The organism is Streptomyces albidicamelliae, assembly GCF_025642175.1.
GTDB classification, from domain to species: Bacteria; Actinomycetota; Actinomycetes; order Streptomycetales; family Streptomycetaceae; genus Streptomyces; species Streptomyces albidocamelliae.
The window spans coordinates 559,490-576,998 of record NZ_CP106795.1 but is presented as its reverse complement, the minus strand read 5'-3'; the positions used below and the strand labels follow the sequence as shown (position 1 = coordinate 576,998).

18 protein-coding genes and 1 pseudogene are annotated in these 17,509 nt (G+C 71.5%); 11 read left to right on the top strand and 8 right to left on the bottom strand.

What is annotated here, in order from left to right; translation table 11 throughout:
* Nucleotides 1-20 precede the first annotated feature (20 nt).
* The 3 genes from lpdA to N8I86_RS02815 form a co-directional block, all read right to left on the bottom strand.
* A complete protein-coding gene (gene lpdA / locus N8I86_RS02825; RefSeq protein ID WP_263280051.1) occupies nt 21-1,433 on the bottom strand; it encodes a dihydrolipoyl dehydrogenase in 1,413 nt (470 codons plus the stop codon).
* Nucleotides 1,434-1,717: 284 nt separating this feature from the next.
* Nucleotides 1,718-2,110 (bottom strand): nuclear transport factor 2 family protein, encoded by a 393-nt coding sequence (locus tag N8I86_RS02820; RefSeq protein WP_263276993.1) that lies wholly within the window; start codon nt 2,108-2,110, stop codon nt 1,718-1,720.
* Nucleotides 2,091-2,786 (bottom strand): HAD family hydrolase, encoded by a 696-nt coding sequence (locus tag N8I86_RS02815; RefSeq protein ID WP_263276992.1) that lies wholly within the window; start codon nt 2,784-2,786, stop codon nt 2,091-2,093. The genes N8I86_RS02820 and N8I86_RS02815 overlap by 20 nt, the downstream gene beginning before the upstream one ends.
* Before the next feature lie 134 nt (nt 2,787-2,920).
* Between N8I86_RS02815 and N8I86_RS02810 the strand changes: the two genes are divergently transcribed.
* Both N8I86_RS02810 and N8I86_RS02805 read left to right on the top strand, forming a co-directional pair.
* Complete coding sequence (locus N8I86_RS02810; protein WP_263276991.1) at nt 2,921-3,670, top strand: TetR/AcrR family transcriptional regulator C-terminal domain-containing protein; 750 nt, start codon at nt 2,921-2,923, stop codon at nt 3,668-3,670.
* The gene (locus N8I86_RS02805; RefSeq protein WP_263276990.1) at nt 3,670-4,554 is read left to right on the top strand and encodes an alpha/beta fold hydrolase; all 885 of its coding nucleotides are present in this window, start codon (nt 3,670-3,672) and stop codon (nt 4,552-4,554) included. Before N8I86_RS02810 ends, N8I86_RS02805 begins: the two co-directional genes overlap by 1 nt.
* 21 nt (nt 4,555-4,575) lie before the next feature.
* On the opposite strand, the gene N8I86_RS02800 is transcribed toward N8I86_RS02805, so the two are convergent.
* The 4 genes and pseudogenes from N8I86_RS02800 to N8I86_RS02785 all read right to left on the bottom strand — a co-directional run.
* The gene (locus N8I86_RS02800) at nt 4,576-5,694 is read right to left on the bottom strand and encodes an NADAR family protein (RefSeq protein ID WP_263276989.1); all 1,119 of its coding nucleotides are present in this window, start codon (nt 5,692-5,694) and stop codon (nt 4,576-4,578) included.
* A gap of 60 nt (nt 5,695-5,754) precedes the next feature.
* Nucleotides 5,755-6,654: a YihY/virulence factor BrkB family protein gene (locus N8I86_RS02795; protein ID WP_073895834.1), complete on the bottom strand. Its 900-nt coding sequence runs from the start codon at nt 6,652-6,654 to the stop codon at nt 5,755-5,757.
* Between the two features lie 499 nt (nt 6,655-7,153).
* On the bottom strand, nt 7,154-7,498 hold the full coding sequence (locus N8I86_RS02790; RefSeq protein WP_263276988.1) for a hypothetical protein: 345 nt from the start codon (nt 7,496-7,498) through the stop codon (nt 7,154-7,156).
* A gap of 115 nt (nt 7,499-7,613) precedes the next feature.
* Nucleotides 7,614-7,943, bottom strand: a pseudogene (locus N8I86_RS02785) (DUF6584 family protein); the annotation flags it as partial.
* Nucleotides 7,944-8,274: 331 nt separating this feature from the next.
* On the opposite strand from N8I86_RS02785, the gene N8I86_RS02780 reads away from it, so the two are divergent.
* A complete protein-coding gene (locus N8I86_RS02780; RefSeq protein WP_404830869.1) occupies nt 8,275-8,772 on the top strand; it encodes a Rieske (2Fe-2S) protein in 498 nt (165 codons plus the stop codon).
* Between the two features lie 103 nt (nt 8,773-8,875).
* Here N8I86_RS02780 and N8I86_RS02775 read toward each other — a convergent pair whose 3' ends face one another.
* Nucleotides 8,876-9,355 (bottom strand): hypothetical protein, encoded by a 480-nt coding sequence (locus N8I86_RS02775; protein ID WP_263276987.1) that lies wholly within the window; start codon nt 9,353-9,355, stop codon nt 8,876-8,878.
* Nucleotides 9,356-9,842: 487 nt separating this feature from the next.
* Here N8I86_RS02775 and N8I86_RS02770 point away from each other — a divergent pair, with 487 nt between their 5' ends.
* From N8I86_RS02770 to N8I86_RS02735, 8 genes are all read left to right on the top strand, one after another.
* The gene (locus N8I86_RS02770; protein WP_263276986.1) at nt 9,843-10,307 is read left to right on the top strand and encodes a hypothetical protein; all 465 of its coding nucleotides are present in this window, start codon (nt 9,843-9,845) and stop codon (nt 10,305-10,307) included.
* Nucleotides 10,304-10,837 carry a GNAT family N-acetyltransferase gene (locus N8I86_RS02765; protein WP_123439144.1) on the top strand — a complete coding sequence of 178 codons (534 nt, stop codon included), beginning with the start codon at nt 10,304-10,306 and terminating at the stop codon, nt 10,835-10,837. The genes N8I86_RS02770 and N8I86_RS02765 overlap by 4 nt, the downstream gene beginning before the upstream one ends.
* Before the next feature lie 201 nt (nt 10,838-11,038).
* Nucleotides 11,039-11,908 carry a nucleic acid/nucleotide deaminase domain-containing protein gene (locus N8I86_RS02760; RefSeq protein WP_263276985.1) on the top strand — a complete coding sequence of 290 codons (870 nt, stop codon included), beginning with the start codon at nt 11,039-11,041 and terminating at the stop codon, nt 11,906-11,908.
* Nucleotides 11,883-13,634 (top strand): WD40 repeat domain-containing protein, encoded by a 1,752-nt coding sequence (locus N8I86_RS02755; RefSeq protein WP_263276984.1) that lies wholly within the window; start codon nt 11,883-11,885, stop codon nt 13,632-13,634. Before N8I86_RS02760 ends, N8I86_RS02755 begins: the two co-directional genes overlap by 26 nt.
* 340 nt (nt 13,635-13,974) lie before the next feature.
* A complete protein-coding gene (locus N8I86_RS02750) occupies nt 13,975-15,663 on the top strand; it encodes a WXG100-like domain-containing protein (RefSeq protein WP_073895851.1) in 1,689 nt (562 codons plus the stop codon).
* 68 nt (nt 15,664-15,731) lie between these two features.
* Nucleotides 15,732-16,349, top strand: a complete 618-nt coding sequence (locus tag N8I86_RS02745) for an SUKH-4 family immunity protein (protein WP_073896739.1) — start codon at nt 15,732-15,734, stop codon at nt 16,347-16,349.
* A 92-nt stretch (nt 16,350-16,441) separates the two neighbouring features.
* Nucleotides 16,442-16,963: a cupin domain-containing protein gene (locus tag N8I86_RS02740; RefSeq protein ID WP_123439146.1), complete on the top strand. Its 522-nt coding sequence runs from the start codon at nt 16,442-16,444 to the stop codon at nt 16,961-16,963.
* A complete protein-coding gene (locus tag N8I86_RS02735; protein WP_073895855.1) occupies nt 16,960-17,475 on the top strand; it encodes a GNAT family N-acetyltransferase in 516 nt (171 codons plus the stop codon). The genes N8I86_RS02740 and N8I86_RS02735 overlap by 4 nt, the downstream gene beginning before the upstream one ends.
* Nucleotides 17,476-17,509 lie beyond the last annotated feature (34 nt).

Below are 17,509 nucleotides of genomic sequence, written 5' to 3'. Positions count from 1 at the left end.
GCGGGACGGGCCCGGGCGCTTCACATGTTGATCATGTGGCCCGCCAGGCCGTGGACCGCCTCCTTGACGGCCTCGCCGAGCGTCGGGTGGGCGTGGACGTTGCGGGCGACCTCGTGCACGGTGAGGTCCCACTGCTGAGCCAGCGTCAGTTCGGGCAGCAGCTCGGTGACATCGGGGCCGATGAGGTGTCCGCCGATCAGCTCGCCGTACTTCGCGTCGCTGATCAGTTTGACGAAGCCGGTGGCGTCGCCCAGTCCGTGCGCCTTGGCGTTCGCGGTGAACGGGAACTTCGCCACCTTGACGTCGTAGCCGCGTTCACGTGCCTGCGCCTCGGTGTAGCCGAAGCTGGCGATCTGCGGCTGGCAGTACGTGGCGCGCGGGATCATCGCGTAGTCGAGTTCCATGGTCTCGGCGTCCGCGAGCGTCTCCGCGGCGATCACTCCCATGGCCTCGGCCGCGTGCGCGAGCATCAGCTTCGCGGTGACGTCGCCGATGGCGTAGAGGTGCGGGACGTTCGTACGGCAGCGGCCGTCGACCTCGATCGCGCCGCGGTCGGTGACCTGGACGCCGGTGTTCTCCAGGCCGTAACCGGTCACGTTGGGGGCGAAACCGATCGCCTGGAGGACCTTGTCGGCCTCCAGGACCTGCTGGGCGCCGTCCTTGCCGGTCACCGTGACCCGGACCCGGGGGCCCGACTCGTCGATGGCGTCGACGCGCGTGGAGGTGAGCGTCTCGACGCCCAGCCTGCGGTACTGCTTGGCGAGTTCGGCGGAGACCTCGGCGTCCTCCAGCGGGGCGAGGCGGTCCAGGAACTCGACGATCGTGACCTTCACGCCGTAGTTGTGCAGGACGTAGGCGAACTCGACGCCGATCGCGCCCGCGCCCGCGATGACGATCGACTCCGGGAGGTCCTCGGCGAGGATCTGCTCCTCGTAGGTGACCACGCGCGCGGTGCGGCGGGTGCCGGGCAGCAGCCTGGGCGTGGCGCCGGTGGCGATGATGCAGTGGTCGAACCCGATGGTGCGCGTGTCGCCCTCGAAGCCGGAGACCTGGAGGGTGTGCGCGTCGAGGAACGTGCCGTGTCCGTCGATCTCCGTGATGCGGTTCTTCTTCATCAGGTAGTGGACGCCCTTGACCCGGCCGTCGGCGACCTTGCGGCTGCGGCGGAACGCCTCGCCGTAGTCGAAGGACACCTCACCGTCGACGCGGATGCCGAAGGTCTTCGCCTCGCGGGTGAAGATGTGCGCCAGCTCCGCGTTGCGCAGCAGGGCCTTGGTGGGGATGCAGCCCACGTTCAGGCAGACACCGCCCCAGTACTTCCGCTCGACGACGGCGACGCGCTTGCCGAGCTGGGCGGCGCGGATCGCGGCGACGTAGCCGCCGGGGCCGGCGCCGAGCACCACCACGTCGAAGTGGTCGTCCTGCTCGTCCATCATCGATGCCTCCTCTTCGGGGCGCATGCCGCCGCGGTCGAGGACCGGTGCCCTGGCTCCGGCCCGGAGTCGGCCGACCGGACGACGCCGGCGAGCAGCGGGACCGATCGGCGATCATGGACTCTACCCGTGCGTCCGCCGCCCTTCTCGGCGGCCTCCACCTGCTTCACGCTTCAACCAGATGAGGCTGTTGTCGGGAGATCCCCGCACGTCTTGCCCGCCGACAGCCCACCGAGCGCCCGCCGCACCGCTACGGCTGCTCGGCTACGCCTGCCCGGCTACGGCTACCCGGCTACGCCTCCGGTCGGGACGGGAGTGGCCTGGTGGTAGTACATCCGCCAGCCGGCCTCCCCGTCGCCCCTGCGCCACAGCGAGCTACGGCGCGCCCGCCTGCCGGCGATCGTCGTCTCGTAGGTGAGGTGCACCACGCCCGGAGCCAGGACGACACCGGTCATGTGCGACGGCTCGTACCGCGGCCCGTCCTCGGTGCTGCCGGACATCTCGGGCAGCGCGGCGAGCATCTGCTCGTAGGTCCAACGCCGGCCCGAGGCCCCGACCTCCACGAACTCGGGGTCCAGCAGCCGCCCGGCCACTTCCCGGGACATCCGTGCTCGCGGGTCCATGAGCCGCAGCTCGGCCCGGATCACCTCGGCCACGTCATCCGGTGCGGTGCGCATGTGCCTGCTCCTGTGGTCGTGCCGGTGCGCGGTGTTCCGCGAAGGACAGGATGTGCGGGGCCGCCTCGCGCAGGCTGCGGAAGTGGCGGTGCACGCCGTCCACCGCGACGGCGGTGTTCACGCCCCACACCGTCATGCCCGCCTCCCGTCCGGACCGCACGCCGGACGGGGCGTCCTCGATGACCAGGCAGTCCTGCGGCGCGGCGCCCAGCAGCTCGGCCGCCCGCAGATACGGCACCGGGGACGGCTTGCCCTCCTCGACGGCGGCCGCGTCCACGATCAGTCGCGGCACCGGCAGATCGGTCCGCCGGAACCGGCCCCGCACCCGGTGCGCGTAGTTCGAGGTCACCAGCGCCCAGCACTGCGTCGGCAGTGCGCGCAGCAGTTCGGCCGCGCCGTCGAAGGCCGTGTAGACGCCGGTCCGGACGTCGTCGTCCTCCAGGTCGTGCAGCGCCGCCAGGCACTCCTGCGGGTCCCGGTCGGGAGCGACTTCGGCGAAGGTCTCGAGCGGACGGGTGCGCAGCGCCACCCGGTGGACCTCGTCCGCGTCCAGCCCGTACCGCCGTGCCCAAGTCGCCCATACCCGGCGCTGGTTGCTCACCGCGTCGATCAACGTGCCGTCGACGTCGAACAGTACGTACCTGGCGCGGTCGGGCCGCGCGGCTTCACCGGTCACTCGATGATCATGTCAGGCGGGGCCGGTCGAGAGGGAGTCGATATCCCCGGATCCGCACCTCCCTTGTTATGCGTCCACTGGACGCGTACTCTGCGTCCGATGGACGCGTGTTCCCCGGACCTGTGAGCGGACGGATGCCCGAGCGACCGAACCCACGGCACGAGCCGTCGAGCGAGCCGAGCGCCCCGGTGGGCTCGGCCGCCTGGTGGAGCGAGCGGTACGCCGTCCGGGCGCGACAGCGGTCCCGGGCCGGCGGCATCACGCTCGGCGCGATCATGGACGCCTCGCTGCACATCGCCGACGAGCAGGGCCTGGACGCCCTGACGATGCGCGCCGTCGGCGAGCGGATGGGGCTGCGGCACACCTCCCTGTACCGGCACGTCCCGAGCCGCGAGGCACTGCTGGTGGAACTGGTCGACCACATGCTGGGGGAGATCGCCCTGCCGGACTCCGGCCCGGCCACCGACTGGCGTGCCGGGACGGAGGCCGGCGCCCGGGAGTACCGGCGGGTGCTGCTCGCCCACCGCGCCCTCGTGCCCCTGCTGACGCGGGGTCAGCTGCTCGGGCCTCATGCCCTGCGCGCCCGGGAACACGGCCTTCGCCTGCTGACCGACGCGGGCTGGTCCGCGGAGAGCGCGGTACGGATCTACCTCACGGTCACGCACCACGTCGTCGGCACCGTACTCCTGGACACCGGGGGAGCGGCCCGCACACCCGGTGAACGCGCGGCCATGACCGGCCTGTTCACCTCGCTGCCCGCCCGGACACACCCGCTGCTCACCGCCCATGCGGCGCTGCTCAACGGCGTGGACGGCGACGGAGAGTTCGACTTCGGTCTGCGCTGCCTCCTGGAGGGCATCGCCGCAACACGGGAGAGCCACTGATGGCCAGGACCGCCATGCCCACCGGCGACCGGTGGACCGCCGGGGGAAGCCGTACGACCGTCGACGGGCGGACGGGCCGCCACACGCTGTTCGTCCGCCAGGACGGTCCGGCCGACGGTCCGCCGGTGACGCTGGTGCACGGCTTCCCCACCTCCTCCCACGACTGGTCGCCGACCGTGCCCCGGCTGGCGGCGCACGGGTACCGGGTCACCACCTTCGACCTTCTCGGCTTCGGCCACAGCGACAAACCGCGCCGGCACACCTACTCGGTGCTGGAGCAGGCCGACCTGGTGGAGGCCCTCTGGAGCGGCCTCGGCATCGGCGACACGGCGCTGGTCGCCCACGACTACGGCGTGAGCGTGGCGCAGGAGCTGCTGGCCCGCGACCCCGCCCGGATCACCCGCATGGCCTGGCTCAACGGCGGCCTCTACCCGGACCTGCACCGGCCCGTCCGGGTACAGCGCTTGCTGCACGGCCCGTTCGGTCCGCTCCTCGCCCACGCCGTCACCGAACGCGGGTTCCGGACGACGATGCGTCAGGTGCTGGGCCGGCCCGTCCCGCCCGAGGATCTGCACACCATGTGGGAGAGCGTCCGCCGGGACGGGGGCCGTCTGCTGGCTCCGCGGCTGCTGCGCTACATCGACGAGCGCCGCACGCACGAGGCGCGCTGGGTCGGGGCGCTCGAAGGCTACGGTGGCCCCACGCTGTTCCTGTGGGGGCCCGCCGACCCGATCAGCGGGGCCCATGTCCTCGACCGTGTCCGCCGGCGCATGCCGTCCGCGACCGTGACGGAACTGGCCGGGCCACCCGCCGTGGGCCACTACCCGCAGGTCGAGGCCCCGGACGAGGTCGCCGCCCATCTCCTCGGCTTCCTCGCGGCCTGAACGACGGGCGGTGCCGGCCGCCTACAGTCCGGAGAACCCGCCGCGCCGCACGCGCAGTTCGGAGCGGACGAGTTCGAGGAGGCGACCGGCCCAGTTGCGGCCCCGGCCGCCGTTGTCACCCCAGAAGGCCGAGTCCACGTCGTCGTAGATCACCGTGGCGTCGTCCGTCGCCAGCAGGATGTCGGCCAGCTCGGGGTGCTGCTCGAACTTGGCGTGCAGCAGCCTGGTCATCACGGCGACGCGGGCCTGCTCCCACCCCTCGCGGCGCGGTGCCCCGGCCGCGATCCCGCGTGCCGCGGCAGCGGTGTCCGCCGCCGAGACCGCCGCGGCGATCTCCGGCCGGGCGACCGACAGGGCCCAGTAGGCGTGCGTGACCGAAGGGTGGCTGACCTCCCCGACAGTGATCGGGGCGGGGTAGTCGTTGCGCAGGGCCAGCCGGCCCGGATCGGGCACCGGTTCGTCCGGACAGGAGTGGGGAAGGTGGACCGCGGGGGCCTGCGGCGCCGCCGGCCCGTCCGCTGCGGCGCGCACCCGCAGCTCGGCCTTCCGGCCGGCCCGCTCCTCGAAGTACGCGAGGGCCCGGTCGTAGGCCTCCTGGGTGACCGGCGGGTCGGCCGGCAGGTAGGTCCGCCCTCCGGGCCCCGCCACCAGCGTCCGCAGCGGCCAGTCCTTGCTGTCCATGTCGCCGAGCGCGTACCGCCGCCGCGAGGCGGGGACGGCCAGGAACGCGGTGCGTGCCGCGGCCCGGTTCTCCTCCGTCCGATCGGCGAGGAAGACGTCGACGGCGGCGAGGCAGCGACCCGTCGAGTCGGGGCGCCCGTTGAGCCGGTCCACGGAGTCGCGGACTTCGGCGACCAGCAGTTCGGGGCTCAGCCGGCTGCGGGGCTCGCCGAATGTCCAGGTCGCCAGACCGTGCGCGGATGCCCTGGCACCGTCCGGCAGGGTCGTGGCGACCCACCCGGAGCGGACCTTCTCCTCGAACTCGTCGAGGGTGACCAGGCCCCAGCAGTCGACGAGTCCGTCGGCGTAGATGACGAGGTCGGTCAGGAAGTGGCTCCCGTTGCGGATGAAGGCGTGCCGCCAGGTCCCGGGTATGCGGACGCCGTCCACGACGCGATAGGTGTTCCTCTTGCCGATCATGCCGCGATTGTGTCGCAGCGGCCGCCCGGGTTCCCCGCGACGGCCCTGTCCGTACGCCGGTCAGCCGTCCGCACGCGAGGCGTCCCCGCCGTTCAGCTCGGCGGTGAACTGCGCACCGGTGAGCAGGGCGAGGTTCGACAGCCACAGCCAGATGAGGAAGACGACGACACCCGCGAGGGAGCCGTACAGGCGGCTGTAGGTGCCCAGCAGACTGGCGTACAGGGCGAAACCCGCGGAGACGGTCAGCCACAGGGCGGCGGCCAGGCCGCCGCCGGGCAGGCTGTGGCGGCCCCGGCGGGCCGCGGGCGGACCGGTGTGGAAGACCACGACCACCAGGACGGCCACGAGGCACAGCAGCAACGGCCAGCGGGCGACGCTCCAGATCAGCGGCACGGTGTGGTCCAGATGCAGCAGGCGGCCCACGTCCTGGGCGATCGGCCCGCTCAGCATCAGGACGAGGGCGCTGACGACGAGCAGGGTGAGCAGGACCAGCGCGGTGGCCACGATGCGGGGGGCCTTGCGCCAGGGCGAGCGGCGATCGGGCAGGCGGTGCATGCGGTGCAGGGCCCGGCGGAAGACGGCCAGGTAGCTGCAGGCCGACCACAGGGCGCTCGCGGCGCCGGCGGCCAGCAGGGTCCACGCGGCCGACTGCCGGGCGAGCATGCGACCGAGGACACCGTGCAGTTCGGCGCCGGACTGGCCCGGCGCGTAGTGGGTGACATGGGCGACGAACTGTTCGGCTGTGCCGGGGCTGATCAGCCCGAAGGCGAGGACGGTGACGAGCAGCGCCGGCAGTACCGCCAGGATGGCGTAGTACGTCAAGGCCGCGGCGTAGTCGGTGATGTCGTCGTTCCACATCCGCACCGGGGTCCGGCGCAGGGCAGGCCACCACGAGCGGGCGGGCCGGCGGAAATGGCCGGCGCTGCGCGGCCGCCGGGCCGGTGGCGATTCAGCGGACATGAAGGATCCCGAGGGCAGAGCGGCCGGAGGCCGGGCGGACGTGAGGCGTGTGCGGCGCGGTGGCGGCGGAACGATCGGCCTCCGGCGCACCGCCTGTGCCGCGCTCCCGGGGAGTCTGCCGTGCCGTCAGGTCCGCGGCCGTGACGTTTACCGCCACCGGCTCGCACGCTGCCGGTTCGCCCGCTTCCCGGTCGTACTCCGCCGGCTTGTCTCCCGCCGGCTGGGGACGGGAGCCCGCCGGGGGAGCATGGCATTCCGGTGGTCTCTGCTGGCTGGTCATGCGCACTTCCTCTCCCTGTGCACCCGTGTCACGCGCGGGGGCCACCACGGGCTTCACTCGGACGGCCACCGGCCGCCGGCGGGCTGTGACGCACCTTCCCCGAAATCGCCCGGCCCACCACCACGCGTGGTGATCGGTCCGCGCGGGGAGAGGGGAGACGCGGTGCAGGCCGGGGCACCGCCGACGCCGAGCCGGTCCCTGCCTCTACGATCCGGTTGATCACCGAACCGGGAAGGGACATGGTCGAAGACCGGGAGAGGGCTCGCCGCACGGCAGGGAGACGTCAGGGGGAGTGTCGACGACACCGGGCTTCGGCTCACCACCGCGCACAGCTCGGCCCGCTTCGACTGGCACCTCTGCGAGGGTGGGCACGCGGGTCTGGCGTTGGTCGTGCTCGACGGAGTCGACCAGGACGCGCTCGGTCTTGGTGGCCGACCAGCGGCGGTCTTTGTCGTACGGGAGGAAGCGGCCGGTTCCCGCGAGGTCCACGACGGCCTCGAACGGTTGGGAGAGCGGGTCGCCCTGTCGGACGGGCCCGAGAGTCGGCACGTACGCCACGGGCATCACGGCCTCCATCCAGTCCCAGTGAAGCGCATGCTCGCACGCTACTCGAGCCGGGCATGTCGGGCGTGGACTGGACGCCTTCCCTCTCGCTGTTACCCACCCCCGGTGACTTGGGTCAGTCGAAGAGGGCAACGAGTCCATTCACCCAGATGGCGAGGAACACAAGGACCGCCCCCAGGCAGCCGACGCCCGCCAGGACACCGCCGACCGTCCACCGCTCGGAGGGCGCCTCGTACTCACCTTCCAGGTCGCCCTGGTAGGACGCGGGATTGTCCCAGTCGACGGGGTGCCCCAACTCCTCGGCGCAGGCGGTCCGTACAGCGACCAGCTGCTCCTTGGCGAAAGCGGTGGCGGCCTTCGCTTCGGGGCCCTGCCAGGCGAGGGCCTTCATCCGCCGTCCGGGAGATTCGTACCGAGCCTCGAAGGCAGCGGTCTCGTCGTCGTTCCGGTCCTCTTCCGATCAGCGCCCCACCGTCGCCGGTCTCCTCGACCGGCTCGCCTCCGCGGACGGAGCCGGCGGTGACACGGACACAGCCGTGTTGCTGGCCGAACCCGGCTGGATGCCTGACCGGGTCGCCCGGCTGGTCCAGACACACAACGTCACCGACCTGCTGGGCACCCCACCAGCCGAACAACCCAGTCCTGCCCGCCCCGTCAGCCCGCCACCGGCCCCCGGGCCGCATCGGGCACCGCCCCCGACCACGGGACACCACCACCCCGTCACCCCGGCCTCGCTGCAGTCCGCACCCGCCGGGCCCACCCCGGCAACAAGGCCGTTGGGTGTCATCCCGCGCCCGCCCGGGCAAAGCCTCGAACCCGGGCGGCCGATTGCCCGGCGCAGCACCGTGCTCGGCCTGGCAGGCACCGCTCTCACTGCGGGAGCCGGTCTCACCGGCTGGAAACTACTCACCGACCACGCCTCGGACTCCGGCGCCAGGCCTTCGGAGTCACCCAGCGTGTCCCCCTCACCGAACTCCACCAGTTCCTCGAAGGAGCTCGCGAAGACCACCGACATTCCGGAGGGCGGCGGCAAGGTCTTCAAGAGCGAGGGGGTGGTTGTCACCCAGCCCGAGGCGGGCACCTTCAAGGCGTTCTCGGCGACGTGCACCCACGCGGGCTGTGCGGTGACGAGCATCGCCAACGGCGTCATCGCCTGCCCCTGCCACGGCAGCAGCTTCTCGATCACCGACGGAAGTGTGCAGAGCGGGCCGGCGACCAAGGCGCTGCCCGCGACACGGATCACGGTGGACGGCGACGCGATCACGCTGAGCTGACTGTGCCGGGTCCGCCCGCTGTTCATGCACCCTCGGCCCGGTCTCTTTCAGCAGCGTCCGCTGCTCGGTCCTCGCCGCCCTCGGTACACCATGAGGAGCGCTGTCAGGAGGACTCGGACGGCGAGGCCAGTGACTTGAGGTGCTTGTGCCACGCCGCGCTCACGCTGGGCGGGATCTTCGTGGTCAGGCCCTCTTCCCTGGTGAAGGCGAGGCCCTCGCTGTAGGCGCCGCCACCGCAGCCGTCGGACTGGCGGGTCAGCTTGACGTCGGAGGACGCGTCGATCTCGGGATGGGTGCTGCCCTTGGGAGTGACGCGTAGGCGGACTGTGCCGAGATTCGGGGCCACGTCATCGGGAAGAGGCAGACTGATCCGGGTGATGTCCCCCCGTTCCAGGTGGTCCTTGACGCACTTACCGCCTGCACACAGTTCGTAGGAGGCGCCGGCAAGGTCGGTGTAGCCGCGCTGGAGGAACATCACGCCGACCTGGGAGGTGACGCCGACTCCGGCGCACGGCTTGGAACTGCTGCACGCCGACGCGGTCATCGCCACGACGGACACGGCGGCGAGGACTGTGCATCTCACCGTTCGCTTCACCACTTCTTGCCCCCTCCTGGGAGCGCCTTCTCTGCCAGAGCGATGTCTGTGAAGAACCGCCGGAGTCACCGGAGATCACGCACGATTCACCGCCTGAGTACTTGAAGCGCTTGCTGGTTTCCGCCACCTTCCAGCCGCACACTTCGCTGGAGCGGGCACCTCCGGTGCAGAACTTCTGCCCTTTGGACGAGCGCGTGGTGAAGCGGTTGTCCACTCGCCGCATCACACTAGTTCTGGCCGAAGAGTTTCACCGAGCCCTTGTCGTCGGCGTAGTTGTCGACATCGACGAAACCGACCGTGACCGAGTTGTCGGTGCCGCTGTCGTCCCAGCTGCCCAAGTATCCGTTGGCGTAGGTGCAGTGTCCGGCGCTGACGATCTACGGGTGACTCTTGTCCGTCCAGGCGAAGCGGGTGGTGCACACCTTCAACTTATTGTGCAGATCGCCGTCGGGCCAGTGAGCGTCTCCTGGAACTGGTGGACACCGGGATTGACGCGGACGGTGACGGTGTCGATGCCGTACCACTGGCCGAGCGCGTCGGCGAGTGGAGCGTTGTCCGCGGCGATCTCGACGATGACCCTGTTCGTCTCGGCGTCGACCTCTGCACTGGCCGGCGCGGAGGCACCGGGCAGGTCGTCCTCGTCGAGCAGCAGTACTTCGTCGGCGTGCTGGTTCGCGAGCCGGACGCGTCCGGAGCACGGTTGGCCGGCATGGCCGTCATGAGGCGAGCGCGTCGAGTGCCGGCCCCAAGCCGGCCGGTCGCGGTCGGTCCGCGTGAGAGGAGATCGAAAAAGCCCGGCGCGTTCCCTCGTGGCCCGTTCCTTGCGCGGGAATGTCCGGTTCTCCGCTGCTGCCGCCCCACCGCGGCCGGTGCCAGGAAGGATCCGGCACCGGGCCGGATTACCGATGCGGCGTCCGCTTTCGGCAGGATGGGCACATGACCGAGATCCGTACCCCCCGCCTCCTCCTCCGCCGCTGGCACGACGACGACCTCGTGCCGATGGCGGACATCAACGCGGACCCACGGGTCATGCGCTGGATCGACGACGGCTCGGTGCGCGACCTGGACCACACGGCCGAGGCCATCGAGCGGTGGGAGGAGGAGTGGGACGAGGAGGGCTTCGGACTCTTCGCCGTCGAGCTGCTGGCCTCGGGCGAACTGATCGGCTTCACGGGACTGTCCGTGCCCGAGTTCCTGCCGGAGGTGATGCCCGCGGTGGCGATCAGCTGGCGGCTCGGATCGCAGTACTGGGGCCAGGGGTACGCCTCCGAAGCCGCGCACGCCACGCTGGAGTTCGCCCTCCAGGACCGCGGCCTGGACCGTGTCGTCGCCATCGACCGCGTCGGGGACAACGCCTCCGAGAACGTCATCCGCAAGCTCGGCATGGAGCTCGAGCGTGAGACGGCACACCCGGTCCACGGCTACCCGCTGCGCGTCCACGCCATCGATCTCACCGAGTTCCAGGCGTAGACCGGCTGGACCGGGCATCGCCGAGCATGCCTTGCCGGCGGCCGTCCGGCGCCGGCCGTCGGGCGTCGCCGGGCAGTCCTCGCCGGCGGCCTCGGGACCCGCCGAGCATGCCGTGCCCGCGGCCTTCGGTCCCCGCCGTGAGTGAATCCCCGCCTGCGCATAGGGTGGAGCAGGTAAGTCCGCCACCGTGAGAGGTCTGTGATGCCCGAGCTCCCCTCGGACCCCGCCGTCGCACAGTTCGGCCCCCAGGGGCTGCGCCGCATCAGCGTCCCCGCCTCCTACGGAACCGTGCCGGCGTCGGCCCGTGCCCACCTCGCACAGGTCGGTGTGCCGCTGCACGTCGGCCCGTACTTCATCGCCGCGGACGACACCGACGGGCCGACCCTCGGGATGTACACCGGTCACCACGGCGTCGCTCTGCAGGGTGACTGGGCGGAGTGGGTGCGCATCGGCACCGACCGGCTGGCCGACCTGTGCGTCCGCACCGACGGCTCGGTGCAGGCCCTCTTCCTCGGTCGCGGGGAATCCGCCCTGTTCGTCAGCTCGGACGTCGCTGCCTTCACCCACTGCGCCGCCGTCCTGGACCGCGCGCTGCCGGTCATCGCCGCCTCCGAAGGACTCCAGTCCGCCGCCGAGGCGTTCGCCGCACTGGTCCGGGAGATCCGCCAGATCGACCCGGAGGCCGTCGCCGACCGGGAGAACTGGTGGTCGCGGGTGCTCGACGACGTCCGCCACACCCTCAACTTCCCGTTCTCGTCCGCTTTCGAGTACGTCGGCGAGGACGGCACGAAGCAGATCGTCACCGCCCAGACCGGCCCTGGCCGCCTGCACCCGGAGGAGCAGCTGTGGCAGCAGCTCTCCTCCGCCGGGGTGGAACCCGAGCAGGTCCGCCGCGTCTACTGCGAACTCGAACCGTGCATGATGCCCGGCCACTACTGCGCCGCCTGGCTGCAAGCCGTCTTCCCGCACGCGGAGTTCACGCACAGCTTCGACTACGGCAGCACCGCGGAGTCCCGCGAGGAAGGCCTCAAGGAACTCATCACCCATGCCGCGCAGCAGGCCCGGCAGTGACTCGCCGCCCGGGCGCCGCGGGAACGCGGGCGGTGCCATGACCGCGGATCCCGCCGCGCGCTGGTCCCGGCCCGCTTCCGGGCGGGAGCCCGCCGCGGCCGCCCTGCTAGCCTGGCTCGGCGATCCCGGCGCCCCGGGCCTCGCGGTCGTCACGGGCGCCGAGGGCAGCGGCAAGTCGCGGCTCCTCGCCTGGCTGATTGGCCACGGCACCCGGCCCGGGACCATCGGCGAACGCCGCATCCACGGCTTCGTGCCGCTGCCCGGCCAGACCGCGACCACGGCCGCCTGGATGCTCGGCGACCAGCTGTCGAACGCCGCGCGCTCCCCGGGCGACCTGGTGGCCGCGCTCGCCGCCGACCCGCGCCGCACGGTCATCGCGCTGCCCGAACTGCACGGCGCCGAGCAGCCCGGTCCCGTCGTCGAACTCGTCCTGCGACTCGCCGCGTTGGACCATGTCCGGGTGCTCGTGGAGGTCCGCTCCGGTACGCGATGGGAGCGGGCGCTCACCGCCGGGCCCTGCGCCCGCATGGACCTGGACGAGCCACAGTGGACCGACGAGGCCCGCCGCGCGTCCTGGGACGCGTCCCATCCCGTCGGCCCGGCCGGCCGCGCGGAGCAGGACCCGGAGCCGGAGGTTCCGTTCGACCTGGACGACCCCGTCTCGGTCTGCGCGGCCGATCCCTGGAGCGTGACCACCGCGTACGAACGCTCCCAGGAGAACCACGGCGGACTGCGCGCCGCCTGGCTGCGGGCCGGCGCCTCCCTGACCCGTGAGAAACCGGCCGCCGAACGCGCCCTGGTCCTCCGCGCCGCCCTCGGCGACGCCGGTGATCCGCGACTGGCCGCCGCCCTCGACTCCGCTGTCCGGGACGCCTCCTGGGCCGTCGTGTGGCACCGGGTGCGCGGCGACGTCACGCCACCGTGGCCCGGCCCGGTGCGCTCCCTGGTGGCGGGTACCGGCCCCCTGGCCGGACAGCTCGTCGTCGCCGACCACCAGGGCACCGTCCGGGTCCTCGACGCGGAGAGCGCCCGCTCCACGGGCCGCCTCCCGCACTCCGCGCCCGGCGTCCGCGCCACCGCCGACCACGGCGACGGCACCGTCACCGTCCTCGACGAACACGGCCTCCTGCACACCCAGCGCGCCGCAGAGTCCGCGCGGCCCAAGGGACTCGCCGCTCTCCTCGACGACGGCCCCTCCGCGCAGGAGCGCCTGCTCGCGGCCGTACGGGAGTACGCACAGCGCCAGCGGGAGACGGTCACCGCGCTGACCGGCGCCGGAGACCGTGTCGTCCTCGGTGACGCCGCCGGGACGGTGCACGTGGTGTCCGCCGGCGCAGAGCCGCGCGCCGCCGCCCTGCACCGGGGGCGCGTCACCGGGGTCGCCGGCACCGACCTGCCCGTCTCCGCGGCGGGGGACACCGTCCTGCTGCTGTACACGGGCGGCGCCGACGGCACCGTACGCGCATGGGCCCCCCACACCGACGCCATGCCCGAGCCGGTGGCCGCCCGCAACTGCGCCGTCGACGCGGTGGCGGTGGCGACGGTCGACGCCGGGCTCGTCCTGGCGATCGCCTGGGCCGACGGTCTCGTCGAACACCGGGCCCTGGACGACGACAGGCTGCGCACCTTCCACCCCGGCAGCCGGGCCCACGCCCTCGCCTTCACGGCGGAAGGTGACCTGCTGGTGGGGACGGACGAGGCACTCCTGCGGATGCGGGCACGGTGAGGGCCACCGCGCGGTGACGGCCACCGCGCGGTGAACGACCGCCCGGGGGTGACCGACCGCCAGGCGGTGAACGACCGCCTGCGGTGAATGTCCCACGCCCTCCACCGGCGCCGACACCCGGATGCGCGCCGGACCACCACCGGTACCTCACCGGGCAGTTGCAGTGCCCTGCGTTCCGCATCCGTGTGACGTCCGGTCAACTCCGTTGCCGTCACCGTCGGATGGGACCCTTGTCACGAACTCGTGACGCGGCCGGTTTACCCTTGTGTACCTGACAACGTTCTCCTTTGCTGGGGGGAGCGGGAGACGCAGTAGTCGACGGGGGACGGAGCGCGCGGCCATGGGGCTGGTACTGCCGAGCATCATCGACGAGGCACTCGACCTCATCGGGGTCAACTGGCCCAACGTCGACGAGGACGACTACTTCGAGATGGCGACGTCCATGCGGGACTTCGCCGATCAGTTCGAGGGCCACAGCGGCAACGCGCACAAAGCCGTGACCCGCATCCTCTCCTCCTCCGAGGGCTGGGCCGTAGAGTCCATGCAGAAGCACTGGTCGCACGTGAAGGTCAACCACCTGGAGAAGATCCCCGAGGTGGCACGGCTGTTCGCGGACGCCTGTGACGGGGTCGGCCAGATCATCCGCGGCATGAAGGTGAAGGCGGGTGTCGAACTCGCCGTACTGGCCGGCACCATCGTGGCCGAACTCGCCGCCGCCCCGCTGACCCTGGGCATCTCCGCCGCGGCCGCCGCAGGTGAGATCGCGCTGATGCGCACCATCGTGAAGCGGCTCGTCGACGAGGCGGTCGACCAGATAGTCGACGCGCTCATCGCGAAGGTCACCGAGCCCGTCACCGGCAAACTCCAGCAGCTCATCTCGGACATGGTCCTCGACCTCGCCGAGGGCGCCTTCAACCCCGGTGACAACCCGGGCGGTATGCAACTGGCCTCGGCGGGCGACTCCGACAGCGGCGGCTCCGGCAGCGGGGGCAAGAAGACGGTCATCGACCACACCGAGTTCGAGGAAGGCGCCGGTCATGTCTCCCGCCAGGGCAGCGACCTGGGCAGCCAGTCCCGGATCCATCTGGGCAAGTCGAAGCACACCTTCGGCAGGACCAAGGGCAGGGACGTTTTCACCAAGGCGTTCGACGGCATTCTCGAGGATGCCATCGACGGCATGGAGAAGGCCGCCAAGAAGGTCAGCGACCACGTCACCGACACCATCCCGGACCGGGTGAAGGCCGCCTCCCGGCACCAGAAGCGCAAGGACCACGATGTCGGCGACGAGGCCGACAAGGTCGACGTCAAAAAGGCCAAGCACGACGACGACACGCCCATGTACCTGCTCAGCGACGACGGTTCGATCCGTCAGTTGCACCACGACGGGACCACCAGCCCCGTCCATCACACCGACTCGTCCGGAGTGAACGACGTACTCGGCGACAAGGCCTGGTACCCCTGGAACAACAAGGGCGAGAAGCAGCGCAAGGGCAAGCCCGCCAACGGCACGGTCAATTCCACGAAGGTCGCGCCCGGTTCCACCGATCTGGCTCGCGCGGCTCAGCTCGGCCGCTATGCCAACCGCACCGAGCGCCCCGATTCCTACGTACCCGGCGGCAACTACGCCTCGGCGCTGCACGACGACGGCAAGGGGAACCGTTTCATCCTGGTCGGCGCCAGCGGTGAGGCCCACTCCGAACGGTCCATCGGGCACCCGCTGATCAAGAACGGGCACGAGGGCAACGTCCATGAGCTGTACACGGAACGGGAGCCCTGCCAGAAGAATCCCAAATGCGACAAGTATCTCGCGAGGGAATTCCCCGACGACCTTCAGGTCACCCACAGTTCGAAATACGACCAGTCCGAAAAGGATCTCAACGGCCAAGAGCTCAGCAAATACAAGAAGGACCGTGAGCACCGCGCCTATGTCAAATGGCTGCACGACCAGTGGGACCAGCACGGTGTCTCCGGCGGACGCACTGATACAGTGATGAACCTCTCGCCCTCGGACAACAAGTTCGTCCCGTAAGAATCCCTTTGAGAATCCATTGAATGTCCTACGGCGTCCGTGGCGCCGCCGACTTCGGAGTTCCGCCAGTGCTTTTCGACGTCACCCGCAGTGAACTCGCCGACATCTTCGGCGAGGACCGGCTCGCGACCGTGCCCGCCACCGCCTTCCCGCCCTCCGCCGCGGACACGGAGGGCGCCCGCCTCCTGCAGACCGTCGGCGTCCCCACCGGGACGCTCCACCTGCGCGAGCCCGACGAGGACTCCGGCCGGCTGCCCCTCGTCCAGGACGTCGTCGACGTCGAGGACTTCGAGGACGCGGCGGAGGGCGCCGGCGAATGGCCCGTCATCGGCTGGCTCCTCAACGCCCACCTCGCCCTGGACCCCGGTTCCGGCACGGTGCACGCCTTCGACGCCGACGAGGAGACCGTGCGGGAACTCCACGCGGACGTCTCCTCCCTCGTCCAGGTCACCCTCCGGTTCCAGCGCCTGCTGGAGGAGTTCACCTTCAGCGGCGACGACGCCGACGAGGAAGCCGACTTCGAGCGCCTGGAGGGCGAGGTCGAGCGCATCGGCCAGGAGACGAGCCGCGTCGACCCGCTCCCCTTCCAGGACGACGAGACGGTCTGGTCGATCGTCGGCGAGGAGATCGCCGCGGGCCAGCGCTTCAAGGGCGACAGCCCGGGAGCCCGCTCCCTGTACGGGTGATCGCCGGGGGCGGTGCGGGAGGGGCACGTCGATGCGCGGACCCCGGGAAAATTCACCTGACCGCCGCCCCCGCCCTGCGTCACAATGCCGGGATGACCGATGACCCCTCCCGGATGCCCGCCGCTCCGCTGCTGCGCCGTCCGGGGGACGGTGAGCTCATCGACGTCGCCGGTGTCGCGCACTTCTTCCGGCTCACCGGGGAGCACACGGGCGGGCGGTTCGCCTTCGAGGAGTTCGCTCTGGCCCCCGGCACCGTCGGAGCCAGACCGCACGTGCACGAAGGGCACGACGAGTACTTCTACGTCCTCGAAGGCGAGCTGACCCTGCACACCGGCGACGGCGAGGTGACCGCGGGCCCGGGCCATCTCCTCGCCGCCACCCGCGGCACCCCGCACGGCTTCCGCAACGCGGGACCGGTCGTCGCGCGCGCCCTCTGTCTCTACACCCCGGCCGGCTACGAGAACTACTTCCGCGAGGTGCACGCGGCCGTCAGCGCCGGCGCCGAGGCGACCGACGAGCTGCTGGCCGAGTTCCGCGGCCGCCACCGGACCACCTCCCACCCCCTGCCCTCGGCACGGTCCGAGTCCGAGCCCGTCGGCCCTGATCTCCCATGACGCAGCCCCCGCCGCGGCTGCGACTGCTCCACCCGGGCCACGCCCCCGCACTCCTCGCCTTCGAACGCGAGAACCGGGCCTACTTCGCGCGATCCGTTCCCGACCGCGGGGACGACTTCTTCACACGGTTCGACGAACGGCTCCGTGCTCTGCTCGCCGAGCAGGAGGCCGGCGTCTGCCACTTCCACGTCCTGCTCGGCGGCGAGGGCGAGGTACTGGGGCGGGTGAATCTCGTGGACGTGGCGGACGGCGGTGCCGACCTCGGGTACCGGATCGCCGAACGGGCGGCGGGCCGTGGCCTGGCCACCTGGGCCGTGCGGGCACTCTGCCACCGTGCCGCGGACCGGTACGCACTCACCCACCTGCGCGCCGCGGCGAGACTCGACAACCCCGCGTCCCGGGCGGTACTGGTCAAGACCGGGTTCACCGTCGTCGGTGAGACACGGCTCTCCGGCCACCCCGGTCTGACGTACCGGCGCCCGCTCGGCGAGGTCCCGGCCCCGCCCCCCTGACGTGGACCGAGCGGGTGCCTTCCCGCCCGCCGGA

Coding starts and splice junctions, on each gene's coding strand:
- N8I86_RS02750 (WP_073895851.1), top strand. CDS start 13,975: ATGGGGCTGGTACTGCCGAGCATCATCGACGAGGCACTCGACCTCATC.
- lpdA (WP_263280051.1), bottom strand. CDS start 1,433: ATGGACGAGCAGGACGACCACTTCGACGTGGTGGTGCTCGGCGCCGGC.
- N8I86_RS02735 (WP_073895855.1), top strand. CDS start 16,960: ATGACGCAGCCCCCGCCGCGGCTGCGACTGCTCCACCCGGGCCACGCC.
- N8I86_RS02755 (WP_263276984.1), top strand. CDS start 11,883: ATGCCGCGCAGCAGGCCCGGCAGTGACTCGCCGCCCGGGCGCCGCGGG.
- N8I86_RS02790 (WP_263276988.1), bottom strand. CDS start 7,498: ATGCCCGTGGCGTACGTGCCGACTCTCGGGCCCGTCCGACAGGGCGAC.
- N8I86_RS02760 (WP_263276985.1), top strand. CDS start 11,039: ATGCCCGAGCTCCCCTCGGACCCCGCCGTCGCACAGTTCGGCCCCCAG.
- N8I86_RS02795 (WP_073895834.1), bottom strand. CDS start 6,654: ATGTCCGCTGAATCGCCACCGGCCCGGCGGCCGCGCAGCGCCGGCCAT.
- N8I86_RS02810 (WP_263276991.1), top strand. CDS start 2,921: ATGCCCGAGCGACCGAACCCACGGCACGAGCCGTCGAGCGAGCCGAGC.
- N8I86_RS02740 (WP_123439146.1), top strand. CDS start 16,442: ATGACCGATGACCCCTCCCGGATGCCCGCCGCTCCGCTGCTGCGCCGT.
- N8I86_RS02765 (WP_123439144.1), top strand. CDS start 10,304: ATGACCGAGATCCGTACCCCCCGCCTCCTCCTCCGCCGCTGGCACGAC.
- N8I86_RS02805 (WP_263276990.1), top strand. CDS start 3,670: ATGGCCAGGACCGCCATGCCCACCGGCGACCGGTGGACCGCCGGGGGA.
- N8I86_RS02800 (WP_263276989.1), bottom strand. CDS start 5,694: ATGATCGGCAAGAGGAACACCTATCGCGTCGTGGACGGCGTCCGCATA.
- N8I86_RS02820 (WP_263276993.1), bottom strand. CDS start 2,110: ATGCGCACCGCACCGGATGACGTGGCCGAGGTGATCCGGGCCGAGCTG.